At 47.9% G+C, this 18500-nt stretch carries 18 protein-coding genes; all 18 read right to left on the minus strand.

Annotation, left to right across the window (positions count from 1 at the left end; genetic code table 11):
• Window positions 1–7 precede the first annotated feature (7 nt).
• Entirely contained in the window at window positions 8–1477 is a 1470-nt protein-coding gene (gene rng, locus AKJ31_RS18790) for a ribonuclease G (RefSeq protein ID WP_053410605.1), read from the minus strand.
• Window positions 1478–1498: 21 nt separating this feature from the next.
• Entirely contained in the window at window positions 1499–2059 is a 561-nt protein-coding gene (locus tag AKJ31_RS18795) for a Maf family protein (RefSeq protein ID WP_053410606.1), read from the minus strand.
• Between the two features lie 2 nt (window positions 2060–2061).
• Window positions 2062–2550: a rod shape-determining protein MreD gene (mreD, locus tag AKJ31_RS18800; protein ID WP_053410607.1), complete on the minus strand. Its 489-nt coding sequence runs from the start codon at window positions 2548–2550 to the stop codon at window positions 2062–2064.
• On the minus strand, window positions 2540–3424 hold the full coding sequence (mreC, locus tag AKJ31_RS18805; protein ID WP_053410608.1) for a rod shape-determining protein MreC: 885 nt from the start codon (window positions 3422–3424) through the stop codon (window positions 2540–2542). The genes mreD and mreC overlap by 11 nt, the downstream gene beginning before the upstream one ends.
• A 51-nt stretch (window positions 3425–3475) precedes the next feature.
• Entirely contained in the window at window positions 3476–4519 is a 1044-nt protein-coding gene (locus AKJ31_RS18810; RefSeq protein ID WP_053410609.1) for a rod shape-determining protein, read from the minus strand.
• 152 nt (window positions 4520–4671) lie between these two features.
• Entirely contained in the window at window positions 4672–8076 is a 3405-nt protein-coding gene (locus tag AKJ31_RS18815; protein WP_053410610.1) for a DUF6701 domain-containing protein, read from the minus strand.
• A gap of 2 nt (window positions 8077–8078) precedes the next feature.
• Entirely contained in the window at window positions 8079–8510 is a 432-nt protein-coding gene (locus AKJ31_RS18820) for a hypothetical protein (protein WP_053410611.1), read from the minus strand.
• A complete protein-coding gene (locus tag AKJ31_RS18825) occupies window positions 8500–9225 on the minus strand; it encodes a PilW family protein (protein ID WP_053410612.1) in 726 nt (241 codons plus the stop codon). The genes AKJ31_RS18820 and AKJ31_RS18825 overlap by 11 nt, the downstream gene beginning before the upstream one ends.
• Window positions 9225–9746 carry a type IV pilus modification PilV family protein gene (locus AKJ31_RS18830; protein WP_053410613.1) on the minus strand — a complete coding sequence of 174 codons (522 nt, stop codon included), beginning with the start codon at window positions 9744–9746 and terminating at the stop codon, window positions 9225–9227. The genes AKJ31_RS18825 and AKJ31_RS18830 overlap by 1 nt, the downstream gene beginning before the upstream one ends.
• The gene (locus tag AKJ31_RS18835; protein WP_053410614.1) at window positions 9743–10219 is read right to left on the minus strand and encodes a type II secretion system protein; all 477 of its coding nucleotides are present in this window, start codon (window positions 10217–10219) and stop codon (window positions 9743–9745) included. Before AKJ31_RS18835 ends, AKJ31_RS18830 begins: the two co-directional genes overlap by 4 nt.
• Window positions 10220–10378: 159 nt before the next feature.
• Window positions 10379–10840 carry a type II secretion system protein gene (locus tag AKJ31_RS18840; RefSeq protein ID WP_053410615.1) on the minus strand — a complete coding sequence of 154 codons (462 nt, stop codon included), beginning with the start codon at window positions 10838–10840 and terminating at the stop codon, window positions 10379–10381.
• A 31-nt stretch (window positions 10841–10871) separates the two neighbouring features.
• Entirely contained in the window at window positions 10872–11447 is a 576-nt protein-coding gene (locus AKJ31_RS18845) for a prepilin-type N-terminal cleavage/methylation domain-containing protein (protein WP_053410616.1), read from the minus strand.
• 78 nt (window positions 11448–11525) lie between these two features.
• Entirely contained in the window at window positions 11526–12005 is a 480-nt protein-coding gene (locus tag AKJ31_RS18850) for a hypothetical protein (protein ID WP_053410617.1), read from the minus strand.
• Entirely contained in the window at window positions 11989–13209 is a 1221-nt protein-coding gene (locus AKJ31_RS18855; RefSeq protein ID WP_053410618.1) for a type II secretion system F family protein, read from the minus strand. Before AKJ31_RS18855 ends, AKJ31_RS18850 begins: the two co-directional genes overlap by 17 nt.
• Window positions 13210–13217: 8 nt before the next feature.
• Window positions 13218–14942, minus strand: coding sequence for an MSHA fimbrial ATPase MshE (gene mshE / locus AKJ31_RS18860; RefSeq protein ID WP_053410619.1), 1725 nt, complete (start codon window positions 14940–14942; stop codon window positions 13218–13220).
• Window positions 14932–15984, minus strand: coding sequence for a tetratricopeptide repeat protein (locus AKJ31_RS18865; protein ID WP_053410620.1), 1053 nt, complete (start codon window positions 15982–15984; stop codon window positions 14932–14934). The genes mshE and AKJ31_RS18865 overlap by 11 nt, the downstream gene beginning before the upstream one ends.
• A 3-nt stretch (window positions 15985–15987) precedes the next feature.
• A complete protein-coding gene (locus AKJ31_RS18870) occupies window positions 15988–16827 on the minus strand; it encodes an ExeA family protein (RefSeq protein WP_053410621.1) in 840 nt (279 codons plus the stop codon).
• 7 nt (window positions 16828–16834) lie between these two features.
• The gene (gene mshL / locus AKJ31_RS18875; protein ID WP_053410622.1) at window positions 16835–18487 is read right to left on the minus strand and encodes a pilus (MSHA type) biogenesis protein MshL; all 1653 of its coding nucleotides are present in this window, start codon (window positions 18485–18487) and stop codon (window positions 16835–16837) included.
• Window positions 18488–18500: the final 13 nt, after the last annotated feature.

Below are 18500 nucleotides of genomic sequence, written 5' to 3' on the forward strand. Positions count from 1 at the left end.
TACGACCTTACATCATTACGACATCAAACTGCTCTTGGATATAGAGAGGTTCTGCCTGAATCTTAACTTGTTTACCAATAAACACTTCCAGTTCTGCAAGAGCATGGGACTCTTCGCCTTGCAGGGTATCGGCCACCGCTGGAGACGCGTACACAACAAACTTATCTGCATCGTACGCGCGGTTAACACGGGTGATCTCACGTAAGATTTCGTAGCACACCGTCTCGACCGTTTTCACGCTACCGCGTCCTTCACAAGTTGGACAGGTAGAACACAGCACATGTTCAATACTTTCTCGAGTACGTTTGCGCGTCATCTCCACCAGCCCCAACTGAGTAAAGCCGTTGATGTTGGTCTTCACTCGATCTTTCGATAACGCCGACTCTAGCGAGGTAAGTACTCGCTGACGGTGCTCATCAGACAACATATCAATGAAGTCGATAATGATGATACCGCCCAGATTGCGCAGACGCAGTTGGCGGGCGATCGCTTGAGTCGCTTCGATGTTAGTGTTGAAGATGGTCTCTTCGAGGTTACGTCGTCCAACAAACGCACCTGTATTGATATCCACCGTGGTCATCGCTTCGGTTTGGTCGATGATCAAATAGCCACCGGATTTGAGTTCCACCTTACGCTCTAGCGAACGCTGAATCTCATTTTCGGTGTCGTACATATCGAAGATAGGCTTGTCACCTTCGTGCAGCTCAAGCTTATCGGTCAGCTCAGGCACATACTCAGAAGTGAACTCTTTTAAGTTCTCAAATTCCTGACGTGAATCGACCAGAATTTTCGTCAGTTCCGTACCGACAAAATCACGTAGGATGCGCTGAGAAAGGCCAAGTTCACCGTAGAGCGTAGAGCGCGTTTTGTACTTAACGCGGCGCTCCATCACCTTCGACCATAAACGCTTAAGGAACGCAGCATCTTGTGAAAGCTCTTTGTCGACAGCTCCTTCAGCGGCAGTACGAATGATAAAGCCGCCGTCTTCGTCACAGTAGTGACCGACGACTTTCTTCAAACGGTTACGTTCTTCTTCGCTTTCGATGCGTTGGGAAACGCCCACGTGACTCGCCCCCGGCATAAACACCAGATAACGGGAAGGTAAGGTAATATCGGTAGTCAGACGCGCGCCTTTGGTACCAAGCGGGTCTTTGACCACTTGCACAACGATATCCTGACCTTGGCGAACCAATTCAGAAATATCACGCACTTGGAATTGCTGCTTTTCATTTTCAGCAACACATTCTGTGTGAGGGACAATATCAGAAGCATGCAAGAACGCGGCTTTTTCAAGGCCAATGTCGACAAATGCGGCCTGCATTCCCGGAAGTACGCGGCTCACTTTACCTTTGTAAATGTTTCCGACGATACCTCGTTTTGATTCACGTTCTACATGGATTTCTTGTAGGGTCCCCCCTTCAATCATGGCGACCCGAGTCTCACTCGGGGTGACATTGATCAGCAACTCTGCACTCATGAGCGCACCTCAAAGTTAAAATTATAAAAACTTATGCAGCAGCTGGTCAGTTTCAAATAATGGAAGCCCTACAACGGCGTGATAACTGCCTTCAATGCGGGTTACAAAACGTCCACCTAATCCTTGAATACCATAACTACCAGCTTTGTCGCACGGTTCACCTGACTGCCAATATTGTTCTATTTCATTGTCTGACAAGGTTTTAAACCATACACTCGTCGATACTACGACGGTCTGTTGATTCTGTTTATCTGCAACGGTAACGGCCGTCATTACCTGGTGCTCTTTACCCGATAGCATCTGCAACATTTGCTTCGCATGGGCAAAGTCTAGCGGCTTTTCGAGCACTTGCTCATCACACATCACAACCGTATCCGAACCGAGCACGACTGATTCTGGCTTCATCTCTAGCGCTGCTAACGCTTTGTCTTGCGATAACCTCGCAACATACTCAGCCGCACTTTCATGCGCTTCACGACGCTCTTCAACGTGAGTAGCGAGTACCGTGAACTCGTAACCCAATTGTGACAGCAACTCTTTACGTCGCGGTGACGACGAGGCTAAAACTAACGCTTTGCTCATGTTTACCTCACATGCCAGCTGCGTCTGACTCGGCGCATCAATAAGAACATCCAAGGCCAGAGAATAAAGTTAATCACGCCACTCCATAGGGTGACTGGATTAAAGGAGATGTCCTGAATCAGGTACTCACCGCAGAAGATCAGCAGATCCAAGATCACTGACATTAAGGCGATAAGGATGGCTTGCTGCCAAAGCGCCATGTTACGAATTACCAGAAAGTTTAGTGCAACAAGGTAAATGACGATAGACAACATCATACCGCGAATCCCTAGTGTAGATCCGAGTAGTAAATCCCAAAGCAAGCCAAGGATCAGTGCCGTACCTACGTTAACGCGATGTGGCAACGCCAAAACCCAATAACAAGTAACCAATAATAACCAAGAAGGACGGAGTAAATCGAGCGTGCCCGGCCAAGGAATCGTCTGCAACGTTAGTGCTATCAAGAAAGAACACATAACCACTAAGCGTCCTTTAAAGATGCTATTCGCCATTGGTGAGTTCCTCTTGTTGTGCTGGGATCACTTGCTGAATTTTTTCCTGTCTTGCGTCATTTGGCCAAATCAGTAGCAGGTAACGAAGTCTTTCAAAGTCCACCACCGGATCAGCTTCGATTTGGGCAAATTCACGTGCGTTGTCACGGTCGACTTCTGAAACGTGAGCCACTGGGTAACCTTCAGGGTATACACCGCCTAATCCAGAGGTGACCAATAAATCCCCTTCCTGAATATCAAGGCTGATAGGAATGTGATCTAAGTTGATGTGTTCCATATCGCCACTGCCCGAAGCAATCACACGAATGTCATTGCGGATCACCTGTACCGGAATCGCGCTTAAGCTATCGGTAAGCAGCAATACGCGGCTATTGTGAGCCGAGACAAACGTCACTTGACCAACAATCCCTTTCTCGTTTGCGACAGGTTGACCTACGTAAACTCCGTCGATCTGGCCTTTATCGATCACAACTTGATGACGATATGGCGAGGTATCTACTGCCATCACTTCGGTGACGATTTTGCGTTCATCACGGACAAACGAAGAACCTAAAAGCTTACGGAGTCTTTGGTTTTCTTCACGGTATTGGTCGAGCAACAGCAGATCATTCTTCAGGCGTAGGATCTCTCTTTTTAACGTGTAGTTGCTTTCCATGTAGCTTTTACGCACGTTAAAACGCTCGTAAGCATCATCAAATACGACACGAGGCACGTCAGCCAGATACTGAATGGGCGCTACGATACTGTTGAGTATGTAACGCACTTCGGCAAATGCGCCTAAACGACTATCAGCCAGCATGAGGCTGGCTGATAGAATAACGGCAAAAAACAGACGTAACTGAAGTGAAGGTCCTCGGCCAAAAATAGGCTTCATTGAATATGAGTTCCTTATCTTGATACCTTAGCCAAGCTAAGGCGATACGATTTATTCTTCGCTAAATAGATCGCCACCGTGCATGTCGATCATTTCTAGAGCTTTACCGCCACCACGAGCCACACACGTTAGTGGGTCTTCAGCGATAACCACTGGAATGCCCGTTTCTTCGGTTAGTAGACGGTCTAGGTCTTTCAGTAGTGCACCACCACCAGTCAATACCATACCGTTTTCAGAAATGTCTGACGCTAGCTCTGGCGGACACTGTTCTAGTGCAACCATCACTGCAGATACGATACCCGTTAGCGGCTCTTGAAGCGCTTCTAGGATTTCGTTTGAGTTTAGGCTAAAGCTGCGCGGCACACCTTCTGCAAGGTTACGACCACGCACTTCGATCTCTTCTACTTCATCACCAGGATAAGCTGAACCAATCTCGTGTTTGATCTTCTCTGCGGTTGCTTCACCGATTAAGCTGCCGTAGTTACGACGTACGTAGTTGATGATCGCTTCATCAAAACGGTCACCGCCGATACGTACAGAAGAAGAGTAAACCACGCCGTTTAGCGAGATAACCGCAACTTCCGTTGTACCACCACCGATATCGACCACCATAGAACCTGTAGGCTCAGATACGCGTAGGCCTGCACCGATTGCCGCCGCCATTGGCTCGTCAATTAAGTACACTTCACGCGCACCAGCACCCAGTGCTGATTCACGAATTGCGCGGCGCTCAACTTGTGTAGAACCACAAGGAACACATACAAGTACGCGTGGGCTTGGTTTTAGTACGCTGTTGTCATGCACTTGCTTGATGAAGTGCTGCAGCATTTTTTCTGTTACGTAGAAGTCAGCAATCACACCATCTTTCATCGGACGGATAGCTGAGATGTTACCAGGAGTACGACCTAGCATTTGTTTCGCTGCGTGACCAACAGCGGCAACGCTTTTACCCGCGCCTTTGCGGTCTTGACGAATAGCGACAACTGAAGGCTCGTCTAGAACAATACCCTGTCCTTTAACGTAGATAAGAGTGTTGGCAGTACCTAAATCGATAGATAGGTCATTTGAAAATATGCCACGAAGTTTTTTGAACATATTCTTCGCTCGTCCTGAAAGAATTAGAAGATAGAAAATTGCACTAAATGTACCAATGCCTTGCCGCTACAGCAAGGCATTGGTACCTAAACATGGGCTGAAACCCGCAATTTCTAACAGATTCCTTACTTAGCGTAAAAAAAACACAAAATTTAGAGTCCGATTAATCCGGGTTCGCCGCGAAAGATCACTTTGTCATTGCCACGGAAAATACCAAAGGTGATCACCGCGGGTGGATCTTCATCACCGTTATTGCGCCAATTGTACCTCAACCATGACCGTTCGGGGATATTCCCGTCACTGCCACAGCTAATTGGGTTTTCACCACTGAGCGCCACAGGAGCAAGAGGATTGATTCGTGCCCAGATACGTACCTGTTCACGCTCCGTCCCGTTATGGTCAACGGTTAAGTTATTTGATTGACCATTAGTCACTGAGCCTTGACCTTGCAGCGTGGCGGCAGAGCTAGTGAGAGAATCCGGCCAAATCACTTGCTGACAGTAGTCAGCCCCATCAAAGTCACTGTTACTGTCAGCGGTGTTGGTCACAAATCGGTTGTTATCCCAGTATTCTATTTTGAGTGGAATCTTGAGGCCGTTTACCCCGGTCGTCGTACCGCTGTCTTGCAGACGCATACGACCATAGCGAAAATCAGGTTGTTCTGGGAAGACGTCTTCTAGTTCAAATGATTGAGTTGGCACTCCTGCGTTATCAGTTTCCACTAAGAAGCGAATCCCGTCTGGATCGTCAACGATGTTCAAGCCAAACCAAGCGTTGCTCTCGTCAAACGGTCCATCAGGTTGTGAGGTATAGTTTCCTGACGCATGAGTAACCGTTTGTTTTTCGAAGCTAAAATCACTCACTGCCAATGCCAGTCGAGAACTATTCACCACGCCACCCGAGTCTGCGCTTAACCAGTCGGCACTGGCTCCCCAAACGCCGCTATTCCAATTATCACTGGCCAATAATCGGTTGGTTAACGAGTCACCACTAGCCTGCTCTTTCGCGGTGTATTGCAGATCGACAATCAAAGCATCACTAAACAAGCCGTAGTTAAAGGTTGGATTCCCTTCAACATTTTGCGCCTCAACAGCAAAAGCGTGAGTGATTGGCTGACTCATATAGGCAAAACCATCGTGCCCTGTCGCGTATTGCCATTGTTCGCTAACTGGCTGCATGACCAATTTAGCCGGATAGAAACGACCAATCGCCTGACTGTCGATATCAATGTCCATCGTCAGATAATTTGCTGTGGTCTGTAGCTGCAACGTACCAGCTTCGCTCCAGCTATGTTCAACGGTTTTTGTCTCACTGTTAGTCTCAAACGGAGTGAGCGGCACTGAAGACAACGCGCCCAAACTCGTTAGCGAAGAAGTTGGATAGGCGACCGAATAGGACAGTTCAATCGGACCTTTATCCAATGAGTAATTGCCTGTAAGTGGGTATTTACATTCATCGCTCTCATTGACTCGAGAGTCGGGATGAACAATCGGTCGATAAGTCACGTTAAACGGCTCACCGGCAGCAATAAATCCCGTCCCACTCGATGTCGTCGCTGGATTAAGATTGGCGATATTGCTCGCCTGAACCACATCGCAAATCGCCAGCTTCCAAGGACGAGAATAGACCTCAAACTCGCCTTTCAATGCACCACCTTCAACCGGACAGTTGTCTTGGTCGCAGACAAAGCTCTGATCTTGGATTTGCACTTTAATATGACCAGACTCTTTGAAGATCATCTCTGCATTGCGGTTGGTATCGCTAAGCTTAGCGCTAAATTGCAAATCACTCGCCAGTTCAGGAGCCAACGGCTGTTGATAACTAAATGACGCTGTCGGTTCACCGGTATAACCGAGTAAAATCTGTTGACCTGAACTGCTGCACGCTTTTACCTCAACTGGGAAACTTACCTTCTCGCCCGCCGTGATGTATTGGTCCGCCACTTCAAACTTGTAGGGTACGTATTTGATTACATCGTTATCGGTCAGGTTAGCGCTACCGACCGATAGGCTTGCTGTTAGCGGGTACTCACCCACACTCGACTGATCGTTTTTGATGACTCGATAACGGGCGATACCATTGGCTTCTGATAGAAAGCTTATCGACAAATTTGAACCAGATGGCTGTTGTAACGCGGGCTGATAACCAGACACGTAGTTGTTATTGCTATCAAACACATGCACTTCGACAATATTGTCTGGCGAGCTTTCACACGTTAGGTGGTAATTAAACGGTTTAATCTCAATTCGTGCCACTTGCGGGTCAGGTGGCAGTGTGCCACAACCCTCAGGAGTCACCGCGCGGATGTAACTGTTACCTTTTGCGCGGAAGTTCACCACTGGTGCAGTGATTGCACCATTCATCTGAAAGTCTTCAACGTCGTTGATATCAAAACCAGCAGGTACTTGAGACGGCACATAAATATTGGCGTTAACGCGAATATCTTTACTTGACTGAGGCCAGAAAAACGACTCCCCGCCCGCACCAATCAAGGTTAGATTCGAACTATTGTAGTTAACATCCTCTGCGGAGTTACTACTCGCATTGAGGTACACACCAGATTGCGTTCCACTCTGGACACCAAAGTTGATCTTGTTGTAATTAATCACTACCGGGCCATCCACCAGAAGGCGGATGTTGTTGGCCGTGAGGTTTAACTCGTTAAACCAATATTCCCCTGATGCTAATCGGATGGTGGTGTTATCAAAAAACGTCACCGCAGAATAAAAACCCGGAGTCAGACTCGCTGGCGCGTAAACGTTCGAACCAGAATCGACAAAGCGCGCAAAGTCTGGCGGACCATCGGGGAACAGAACTCGACTAGAATCAACTTTACAGGATTCCGCGGCACTTCCTGAGGTTGGGTACACGCAGCCGCTATCAGGGATACCTGAAACCGTGGAATAGACAAAACCGAGCCCAACGCTGGATTTAGAACGTTCAAAAATGATTCGGCTGGCTGGTACTAAACCTTGCGTAATATTTAACGCACCATCACGCATAATCCAATTACCACCGGATTGGTAATAGCGGTTTGACTGCAACTCTTCGGGGAAAAACGGACAAATATCCGGCAGAGGTGGCGGTGGTTCTGTCCCTTCCAAACAATCAAGCGTTGCGGTACCACTACCAGAGATTTTGACCTTATTTGGGTGAATCCCTTTCATATTGGCCGGGATATTTTCCTCTTTATAAATATAAGGCGACTTGGTGTTCGTCCCTGCGTAAAGGTAATAATCAAGCGTTGAACTGGACGCATCAAAGTACAAACCGATCGTGTAGTCATTACCTACTTGCATCGCTCCTGGATCACGAACAAACGGGCTGGGTTCGCCGGGAGCAGGTACACTTGCATCATTGGTCCAAATTGGTACGGGAACGTTTTTGTTTCCGACGGCTTTGACACCATACAAAGTTTCTTGGCGCTGAGAGTTTTCTATCGTAAATAGGATTTGAAAATCGTATCTCGGGTCGACAGGGCAAGAATCTGCTGCCCAGATTAGGTGCGAGTACAGTAAGCCCAATAAGGCAAACGCGATTTGTATTGCTTGTCTCATGATTACTCCCTAACCCACACTTCTTGGCTACGTTGCATTTGATTGGCTTCGGTGCCGCATACCGCTTCAGAATGAACCACGTAGAGTTGTTTTCCGTCAGCCAATGTTCCACCTCTCGCTTCACAAGACGTGCGAACACTTTGACAGTTAATTTTTGAAGGCAGTGTCGTCACCGCATTACTGATCGCGTTGCAACTCGCGGCAATGTTGTAACCTGCGGACAAAGAGGCACGCAGCGGATACAACTCCACCAAAGCCAACTCATTGGCTGAATGCGCAGCGAGTGCGGCTTGCAAACCGATAATATCTTTGGTGTGCGCGTCGTTGTTCGACCACTCAATTCGGCTCAAACTGGCTGCGAGAAACCCCATCACCACCAGTACAAAGACGACCACGATATACAGACTGCCTGTTTGTTTTTGTTTAAGGGACATTGAGCACCTGCACATCTTGTTGGAAATACGTGGTTTCGTCATCACGCTCATTAGTAAACGACAATTGCATATGCACCACACCACTACGTTGTACGCTTGCAGGTTGGTAAGTTAAATCGCCTGCTACGCCAGTATCCGAAATAGGTGTCACGCGACTTCTGTCTTCGATTCGCTGAATCCGCTGACCAACAATGCAATAGCTGACTTCACCGCTGGGGTCGTAAATATAATGGCGATTGGATACCGACTCACCGACCAAACTCGAAGCAACATTCTCCAGTAGGTAAGTATCACTCACACTCTTGACGGCATTTAACGCGAACACATTATTGTTTGGATTCGCTTGGGTCGGGTTAATCACCAACGACTTGTTTTGCAAACTCGCCAGTGTGCTATTCTCACTGCCAACGACAAACTGTAGGTCCGCGCCAGAGACAGCATAAAAGCCGGAGGTCTCTATCGGATAAAAAGAAATACAGCTTTGCGCACCCGCTAAAATCAAATCATCAGAAAACATATTTGGTACCGCATGACGGATTTCGCGGCTCATTTTTTCCAAAACAAACTTCGCTTGAGTTTGTAAACGCTGTCTTTCTATCGTATCGCTGTAACCGCGAGCACCTAACTCAACAAACCCTGCAATACCCAACACCAAAATACTGCCTACCAGCAGCGTAATTACCATTTCGACTAGGGTAAAACCTTTCATCTTCATCAGTAATTTCCTTTGTAGGCGTGCAGCTCTACTGGCGTTTGATTCGGCGCCGAAATCGTCAAAACAATCTGTTTTACTTTATCGACCTCTTGGTACGACACTTGGATATCTAAACGAAAGTTTTTGTATCGGGTTTCAGAACCATCACCGACTAAATAGTTTAGGTCTTTGCAACTGTTGTTCCCTTTCGGCTCCCAGCAGCCAAGGTAGTCATCAACGTCGTTGTACAGCGCAATGTCTGACTCTTCATTACCCAAAATCGTGGTACAAGACGCCGCACTTGGCACGCCTTCTCCACAGCGAAGATCACCACCGGTGAAATCACTCTGTTGGTCGAAGCCTTGAGCCAAGATTGTCGACATCACGCTTTGTCCCAACGCCGCCGCACGAGCTTGATAATGCGGGTTGGCGGAGCGAGTAATTTGCGGCACCAGAAAACTGGAAATGGTGACCATCGCGAAGGCCATCAACACGATAACAATAATGCTCTCAATCAGAGTAAAGCCACGCTGCATTTTCATGAGCACCCTCCTGAGAACACATAACCTTGTGAATTGATTTCCACTTGGCAACTTTGTGCTTGGGCAGCAATAGTAATCACAGCGCCCGATGCGGCACTGCCTATTGGGTTGCCCAATAAATCAAAATTGATCGCTGAACCAGTATTGACTGAAAAAGCCACACCGTCTTGCGAGCTGACCCAATCACTGCGCGCGTCAGATCTCAGGCTGCACGCTCGTTGTGAGCCGACACAACTCGGTAGAACACTTAGGGTAAAATTGGTGTTGCTCGCGCCGCTGATTGGTAAGTTAGATTGCATGCGGTTGACTTGTACTTGGCGCACCACCGAGATTACCTGCTCTTGGATCACCATCGCAGCCACACTGTCGCGGCCAAACATTCGACTCGTGGCGTACATGGAGACAATCGCCAGTAACAAAATCACGACAATAAGTTCAACCAAGGTGAAGCCTTGTGCTGACTTAGCTTTCATAGACAACCTAAGTAGTTAAATTTGCTAATTTGATTATAAATTAGAATGGCTTAAGCGTGGCAGCTTAATACTATTTTTGAGAAGGATTTACGTTCGAAGCAGAATGTTCGGATAGATAGAGGTAGAAAAGGCCAGCATTGCTGGCCTTTTTTATCTAGATTAACAGTCGTCTGCTGTAGCAGTTGTTACTGTTGGCGCCGCACCAGAAGTACTTGGTGCTGTGTATGTAACTGCACAATTCCAGTTTGGATTTGTACCAGTAAATGTGTATTGAATTGAAGCTCCGGCAGTATTCGCACCACCAGATACTTGCCACTCACTAGTATCTGATAATCCAACAACGGCAGCACCAATACCAGTAGTAGAAGCAGCCGGGTAACCATACACTACGTCAATATTTTCAATTGAACCAGAAACCGCTGTTTCACTACCTTCGATCGCAGCTTTACCGTAAACAATACCTGCAGCTCCTTGTATTGCACCTTTCAGACCTTGAAGAGAGGCTTCTCGTGCATCTGATTGCAGGTTAAGGAAGCGAGGTGCAGCTGTTACTGCAAGAATACCTAGAATAACAATTACCACCACTAGTTCGATTAGGGTGAAACCGCCTTGTCGTTTCATAGTTTATATCTCTCTATGTTGTTGCGCAGGATTACTGCAGCGTTACGGTCACACGACCAGTTTCAATTTCATACACAAACTGATGTTTGCTGCCACCTTCTTGTTGCACATAAGTACAAGTCGACGCGCCAGTATTCGCTTGAGCTGAATATTTGACATTTTTATTATTCGCTGCGTTTGCCACCGTATCTACACTTGGCGGGTTTTGCAGTAAGTTGTCCATAAGATCGATACAAGCTTGGTCCGTCAGACTTGTTGGGTAACTCGTGTTGTCTTCATTCAACGCGTATGGATAGCCATCTCTAAAACCAGTATCGCTATCGCTGCTGTCTTTAGAGCGTGTCAGCCAAAAATCGACACCGTCATAGTCGACAGTGTTGTATTTCTCACCGTTTAGCGTCACCGAAGGTCGAGCTTCCGCTTCCCATTGCGCTCTGGCAGACAATACGCCAGTAGCAAAGCCACCAGCCACGCCTTCAATACTGGCTTTTTTTGCTTCATCGGTGACATCTAAAAATCGAGGAAGAGCCGCTACTGCTAGTAGGCCAACCACAACAATGACCACGACAAGCTCCACAAGGGAGAAACCAGTTTGTTTTCTAAGCATAAAGATGTAACTCGCTGTTATGAACGCCGTATTATACGGTCATTCTACGATAGATCTATGAGTAAAATGTCAAAAAAACTACAGCGCCACAAATACAACTCGTGTCGAAAACTGCTTATTTATCAACTCTATAACAATATGTCGATTTTGTCCGTAGTCGTAATCACACTGATAATGATCGCCACTAGAATTATTCACAATTTCTATCGGACGACTTTCTAAAATTCGCTCTGTCGGATACAACACTTTCAGCCAAAACTCGCAGCTTACCTTGCCATCAAAAGTAAGCGGTATTAGCCAACCATTGTCCGAAAACTGTAGCTGACGAGACTCAATCGTCAAACGGTTTGGCTGTTTAGCCAATAACCATTGCTCTTTATAGTGACTCGCGCGGTCGATAATACGCTTACTCACGACTAAGTAGGCACTGTCTCTAGCTTCTTCCTCAACCCGTTGCCACGCGATAATAAAGCTCAGCAATAAAATCACGATAACCAACAACCAAATCACAAAGCGGGATCGCTCGACATTAGAGAACAGGTCACCCTTTGATGGCATCGAGCATACCCCACATTGGCAAGAAGATACCCAACGCGAGCACTAATACCATACCCGCCACAATCACCAACAATATTGGTTCAATACGTGCAGTCAGGGTTTTCAAGTCATAATCCACTTCGCGGTCATAGAAGTCAGCGACTTCCGCCAGTAACTCATCAATACGACCCGTTTCTTCACCAACCGAAATCATCTGGATCACCAGCGGGGTAAATACACCGCTGCTGGTTGCCGTCGATGAGATGGTGCTACCCGACTCTATCGCCAACTTCATTTCCATCAATCGGTTTTCGAGAAACTTATTCCCGAGCGACTCCGCCGCCAGTGCCAATGAACGGTTAAGTGGTACACCGGCTTTAAGCATCAGCGCAAAGGTGCGCGAAAAACGCGATAGCTGCGCCCGGTTCACCAATTTACCGACGATCGGCATACGTAAGCGAAATTTATCCCACTTTTCTCTTCCTGCCGCAGTTTTTAGCCACGCGTTAAAAGCGAATAGCGCACTGACCATCACCGCAACCATCACATGCCAATAACTGACAAAAAAATCCGACATGCCGATTAAGATACGAGTTGGCAACGGCAAATCGACGCCAAAGCGGCTAAACATGCTGGCGAATTGCGGTATCACTTTGACGTTAAGAATAAACATCGCAATGACAATAAACGAGATAACAAAAGTCGGGTAACGCATCGCGGTCTTGATTCGTTTACGTGTTTCCAGCTCTTGCTCGTAGTAACTGGAAAGTTGCAGCAACGCCAAATCCAGTCGACCTGTGTTTTCGCCAACGTTAATCATTGAGACAAATAGTGGACTAAACACCCGAGGATGCATTTGCAATGACGCAGCTAGGCTACGTCCGTTGGTCAGTTCAAGTGTGACTTCTTCCAACGCTTCTCGTAACTGCTTATTCGAACAGTTGGCGGTCAACCCTTTCATCGAACGCAGTAAAGGCACGCCTGCTTTGGTTAAGCTATACAACTGACGACAGTACATCACCAAGGCTTCTAACGGCACGGCTGGCGTGAAGAGTTTTTTTATCTCAGCGCCAAGCTCGCTACTTCCCGCTCCCTGCTGAATCTGCACCGGAATGATGCCTTTATTCATCAACTGCTCGGCCACCGCATCTTGGTTAGACGCGTCAATCTCTCCCGAAACCGCGGTGCCTTCGATGTCACGCCCTTTGTATCGATATATTGGCATAGCTAACCTTAAATATAGATCGCGAGTTCTGAGCCAGACGCGTCACCCTCACCCAATCCCATCACTTCATCGAGACTGACGATACCTTCCAGCGCCAGTTCCATCGCGGAAGCAAGCAGCGGCTTATAGGTTGGGCTTTGACGCGCTTCTCTTGCGAAACCTACCGCATCGTTGGCTCGCAGCATATCCATCATTTTTTGCTCTAGCTCGAGCATTTCAAACACACCAATTCGGCCACGGTAACCGGTCAAATTACAATTCTGGCATCCATGACCGCGATAAAACTTGGCTGTAATCTGGTTAGGGAAACGTTGCGCCAACCACTGTTGACGACCATCATCCAGAATGTCTTCGGTCTTGCAATCAGGACACACTTTACGTACTAGTCGCTGAGCAACCACAGCGCGCACCGCGCTGGCAACCAAATATCCCGGCGCCCCCATATCAATCATACGTAATGCACTATCGACCGCATCGTTGGTGTGCAGTGTCGTCAATACTAAGTGACCCGTTAATGCGGCTCTAAGACCGATCTCGACCGTTTCTTGGTCACGCATTTCACCAATCAGGATAATATCTGGGTCCTGACGTAAAAAGGTTCGTAGTACCGTTGAGAAATCAAGGTCAATCTTCGGGTTCACTTGCACTTGGTTTACACGCGGTAAACGGTATTCCACCGGGTCTTCCGCGGTAATGATCTTTTTCCCCGGTACATTCAATTCACTTAACGCGCCGTACAAAGTGGTGGTTTTACCTGAACCGGTCGGCCCAGTGACCAAAATCATCCCATGCGGGCGCTTCAACTGCTTACGTAAGCGGACAAGCAGATGGTCAGGAATCCCCGACTCTTCGAGTTTACGTACGCCAGAAGATTGGTTTAGTAAACGCATCACCACAGACTCACCGTGCTGAACCGGCATGGTCGACATACGAATGTCGACAGACTGACCTTTGGCTTTGATGTTAAACCGGCCATCTTGCGGCAAGCGTTTTTCTGAGATATCCAGGTTCGCCATTAGCTTGAGACGCAATACTAACGCAGGCGCAACATTGACTTCATTTAACAAGGTTTCATGCAACACGCCATCAATACGCTGACGAAGACGCAGTACGTCGGCGTCGGGTTCGATGTGAATATCCGAAGCACCAACTTGAATCGCATCTTCAAACAACGAGTTGATCAGTTTTACAACGGTGACTTCCTGGCTATCGTCGTCTTCAACGTTAAAGTCAAAGGCTTCGGTCACCTGGTGTTCCGCTTGCAGTTGCTCGGCAAACGAAGCGATCTCTTTCGTGCGTCGGTAATAACGGTTAAAACCATCAACCAACTGATTTTCAGCCGCGATAACAAAATCAACTTTGTACTGTGAGAGCTGACCAAGCAGAGCTTCTTGCGCGAACAGATCCGCGGGATCGCTCATTGCGACGCGTAATGTATCGTTATTGTTCGCAATAACCAGCGCACGTAACCGACGGGCATGCACTTCTGGCAGTACCTGCACCGCATCAATATCAACGTTGGCGCGGTTAAGGTCGATCAATGGGATATCCAACTGCTGCGACAAAAACGTCAGCATTTGGTGTTCAGACAAAAAGCCTAGATCGATCAACGTTGCACCGAGTTTTCGGCCACTGTTTTTTTGCGCGCTTAACGCCTGATCTACCTGTAGATCAGTAACAATGCCTTCCTCAACCAGCAAGTCACCCAGGCGTTTGCGGAGTTTAACTTTCACCTTTTGAACCTTCTAACTGTTGAATCAGATTGAGTCGGTCGATGATAAACTGGTGTGACTGGCCAGATAACCCCATGCCTTCCAACGCTTTATGATAAGAAGCTTTGGCATTATCAAACTCAAGCGTTCGTTCTTGCTGAATGCCTAAACCCAACCACCAACGACCACTGTCCGGTTCCATTTCAACCAGCTTTTGATAGCTCTCCATCGCCATCGCGTCTTGACTATTTTTCTGTGCCAGCCCGCCACGCAACGATAAGTACTCCACACTGGCGTTGTCCAACATTGCGGCGACCGCAGATAGCGCCGCAGCTTGCTGTTTCTCTTTGATCAATAGCTTCGCTAACGCCAAGCGCAGCGAAATGTTGTCGTTCTCTAAGCTGATACCTTTTTGCAGTAGGTCAACCGCTTTGCGCACGTCGCCTTTACCGTAATACAATGCGGAGAGTTTTTTGCGTACCTTGGCATTCTGCGGCGTGTATTTTAGCGCTTCGTTGTAATGAGCCAGTGCACCTTTGAGATCGTTACTGTCGAGTGCTTTTTTCGCGAGCACTTGCGCTTTGGCAGACAATTCCGCCGAGGTCAACTCTACGTGCTCGATCACTACTTCGCCGACAGGTTGTGGTTGAGTGTTGGTCACTTTAGCAATTAGCGGACTAGACTCTGCTGGCTGAGAAATAGGCGCGGACTGTACGGCTTGAACCTTACTATCTTGGCTACGTGGTTGAAGATCCGCTTCTGTACGAACGCTAGAACGGTAAATCGACTCACTTTGTGTGGCAATCTTCGCGGTTGGCGACGGCACATTCTCCACTAAATTGGACTCAGTGCGCGTGGTAATCGGTGCGTATTCAAGCGACTCGACCGGTGCTTGGTATGAAATTGCCCAACCGCCCAGCGCCAAGCTCAAGCCAAGTGTGCCTACAACCCAAGGTAATACCGCTCTCTGTTTAACGGGCATGACCTGAGCTTGTTCAATCGCGGTAAGCGGACTACCGTTTTTCTTCGCCAGATCGGATAATGCTTGGTTAATTGCACTCATGATTTAATTCCATCCCCACAGCATGGGCGTTTTAAACTTTGGTTTGCGACTGTCGTAGGTGTCGTGCACGGCGTCAAACAGATACGTATTGGTTATCTGTTGACTGCCTTTGCTGTACGCGATCACCATTGCCTTATGGCAGATTTGATTGATCAGTCTTGGTATTCCTTGGCTCGCCAGCCAAATGGATTTTTTTTGCGTTAGCGAAAACAGCGTTGCCTGACCACCAGCCTTTTCGAGTCGGTTATCAATGTACGCCACCGCTTCATCCAAATTCAGTGGGCGCAAGCTAGCGCTAAAAGTAATGCGTTGACGAAGCTGACGCAGATGGTGTTGCTGCAATCGCTCGTCTAATTCTGGCTGTCCTATCAATACGATATGCAGCAGTTTGTTATCTTCTGTTTCTATGTTGCCGAATAAGCGTAACGCTTCGAGCGCGTCATCCGGCAGAGCCTGAGCTTCATCGACAAACACTACAACCTGTTTGCCTTCTTTCGCCAGGGCGATCAAACGCCTCTGGATCTGCTCGACCAAGCTACTGATTGGCTGATCGACAATACCGAGTTCCGCGGCAATCGCGACTCTCAGTTCATCACCATTCAAAGCCGGATTGGGTAAATAAACCAGTTGAACATGCGGCGGAAAATGTCTGACCATCATCCGGCAAACCATGGTTTTTCCGGTACCGACTTCGCCAGTCACTTTGATCAAGCCTTCACCGAGTTCCAACGCGGTGTTCACCGTTTGGATCGCCTCATAATGCGGCCCTAAACCGAGAAACAACTCGGTTTTCGGTGTTAATGTAAAAGGCAGTTGTTCAAAGCCAAAATGTTCTAGGTACATCAGGCACCTACTCTTCTGGGAACCACTCTTGCAACAAGTCGCGCGAGCGCTCCAGTTCTTTCTGCCATGTATTCACACCAACCACAGTTGGCTTCAATAGGATCACGAGCTCCGTCTTTTGTGTCATTTTACTGGTGTTACGGAACAAGTGGCCTAACGCTGGAATATCGCCCAAGAATGGCACTTTGGATACTTGGTCAACGGTATTCGACTTCATCAAACCACCGATCACCACAACGTCGCCGTCTTGGGCGCGAATGACGGAATCCGACTCACGAATCGAGCTACGTGCGAGCGGTAAGCTGATCTTAGTATCACCATAGCCGATCTCTTTGATCTGCTCGTCGACATCGATAACCGCAGGGTGAACGTGCAGCAGTACGTTGCCTTGATCGTCAATTTGTGGTGTCACATCGAGCGAAATGCCCGAGAAGAATGGCGTTAGCTCAACTTCTGGTGATGGCTCAGAGTTGTCACCGCTGCCCACTACACTGGAAAGATCCGTAACGTAGTATTCGTCGGTACCAACTTTGATCACCGCTTTTTGGTTATTAGACGCGGTCACTCTTGGGCTAGACAGTACATTCAAATCCCCTTGAGTCGACATAAAGTTCAGCACTGCATCGAAGCTGCCGCTGGAAATCACCACATTAGATTGACCGCCCAACAACGCACCAATCGAATCTAACCCAGGCAGTACAGACGTAATTATGTTGCCGCTGGTATCCTTAACGATAGAGCCCTGACCAATGGTGTAGTTGGTGCCGTTTGAGCTGAACGCTTTTGACCAGTTGATGCCTTGTTGGTAACCATCGCTGAGGGTCACTTCCAGAATCTTCGCTTCGAGAATCACCTGACGTTGCATACGTTGCTGGGACACGCCCAAGAACTCGCGTACTTCACGCAGTTCATCAGGATAACCACGCACGGTAATCACACTCGCTTGAGGAGTCACTACAACGCTTTGCCCTTTACCCTGCCCAATCAGCTTAGACACCGCCACTTCTAACTGAGGCCAGAAATCGCTTTCACTGATGGTTTCAATCTCAGTGCCACCTTTGGCGGTATTGGTTGAGCGTGAACGCGAAGACGAGTTTGAATTGGAGTTAGAATCCGAATCCGAGTTGGACGAGTCGGTATCGGTATTAGTAATCGTGCCCGTTGAGATCGACGTTAAAGAACGACCCGAACGTTTGAATTGTAAGTAATCAACCGGAATCGTAACGGTACGAATCCCCGCTGGATAGACTTGAATAACGTTCCCCACTTTAGTGATATCGTAACCATAGATATCGCGTACCACATTCAGTGCTTCATCAAGCGTCACATCGGTCAGGTTGACGGTAATCGAACCTTCCACATCTGGGTGCACCGCCGCGCTATATTGCGTCCCTTGCACTAGGCTGGCAAAGAAAGCTTTTGCACCGACACCATTGGCTTTGATTCTAAAACGTTTAACAGTACTGATAGACGCCACAGTCTCATTATCCAGTTCAGGCATGAGATCAGCTTCCACCGAAGCGGGCAACTGTGCAAGACTGCGGCTATTGGCTTCATTCACGGCCTCATTCAAGGCATTTTTCGCCTCAACAGGGTCGCGGTGTCCCATCGAACAACCGACTAACGAAGCAATCATAATAGCTACTGCGAGTTTACGCATATAATCTCTAACC

The sequence above is a fragment of the Vibrio hepatarius genome (assembly GCF_001274785.1).
In the GTDB taxonomy this organism is placed as follows: domain Bacteria; phylum Pseudomonadota; class Gammaproteobacteria; order Enterobacterales; family Vibrionaceae; genus Vibrio; species Vibrio hepatarius.

Coding starts and splice junctions, on each gene's coding strand:
- rng (WP_053410605.1), bottom strand. CDS start 1,477: ATGAGTGCAGAGTTGCTGATCAATGTCACCCCGAGTGAGACTCGGGTC.
- AKJ31_RS18795 (WP_053410606.1), bottom strand. CDS start 2,059: ATGAGCAAAGCGTTAGTTTTAGCCTCGTCGTCACCGCGACGTAAAGAG.
- mreD (WP_053410607.1), bottom strand. CDS start 2,550: ATGGCGAATAGCATCTTTAAAGGACGCTTAGTGGTTATGTGTTCTTTC.
- mreC (WP_053410608.1), bottom strand. CDS start 3,424: ATGAAGCCTATTTTTGGCCGAGGACCTTCACTTCAGTTACGTCTGTTT.
- AKJ31_RS18810 (WP_053410609.1), bottom strand. CDS start 4,519: ATGTTCAAAAAACTTCGTGGCATATTTTCAAATGACCTATCTATCGAT.
- AKJ31_RS18815 (WP_053410610.1), bottom strand. CDS start 8,076: ATGAGACAAGCAATACAAATCGCGTTTGCCTTATTGGGCTTACTGTAC.
- AKJ31_RS18820 (WP_053410611.1), bottom strand. CDS start 8,510: ATGTCCCTTAAACAAAAACAAACAGGCAGTCTGTATATCGTGGTCGTC.
- AKJ31_RS18825 (WP_053410612.1), bottom strand. CDS start 9,225: ATGAAGATGAAAGGTTTTACCCTAGTCGAAATGGTAATTACGCTGCTG.
- AKJ31_RS18830 (WP_053410613.1), bottom strand. CDS start 9,746: ATGAAAATGCAGCGTGGCTTTACTCTGATTGAGAGCATTATTGTTATC.
- AKJ31_RS18835 (WP_053410614.1), bottom strand. CDS start 10,219: ATGAAAGCTAAGTCAGCACAAGGCTTCACCTTGGTTGAACTTATTGTC.
- AKJ31_RS18840 (WP_053410615.1), bottom strand. CDS start 10,840: ATGAAACGACAAGGCGGTTTCACCCTAATCGAACTAGTGGTGGTAATT.
- AKJ31_RS18845 (WP_053410616.1), bottom strand. CDS start 11,447: ATGCTTAGAAAACAAACTGGTTTCTCCCTTGTGGAGCTTGTCGTGGTC.
- AKJ31_RS18850 (WP_053410617.1), bottom strand. CDS start 12,005: ATGCCATCAAAGGGTGACCTGTTCTCTAATGTCGAGCGATCCCGCTTT.
- AKJ31_RS18855 (WP_053410618.1), bottom strand. CDS start 13,209: ATGCCAATATATCGATACAAAGGGCGTGACATCGAAGGCACCGCGGTT.
- AKJ31_RS18865 (WP_053410620.1), bottom strand. CDS start 15,984: ATGAGTGCAATTAACCAAGCATTATCCGATCTGGCGAAGAAAAACGGT.
- AKJ31_RS18870 (WP_053410621.1), bottom strand. CDS start 16,827: ATGTACCTAGAACATTTTGGCTTTGAACAACTGCCTTTTACATTAACA.
- mshL (WP_053410622.1), bottom strand. CDS start 18,487: ATGCGTAAACTCGCAGTAGCTATTATGATTGCTTCGTTAGTCGGTTGT.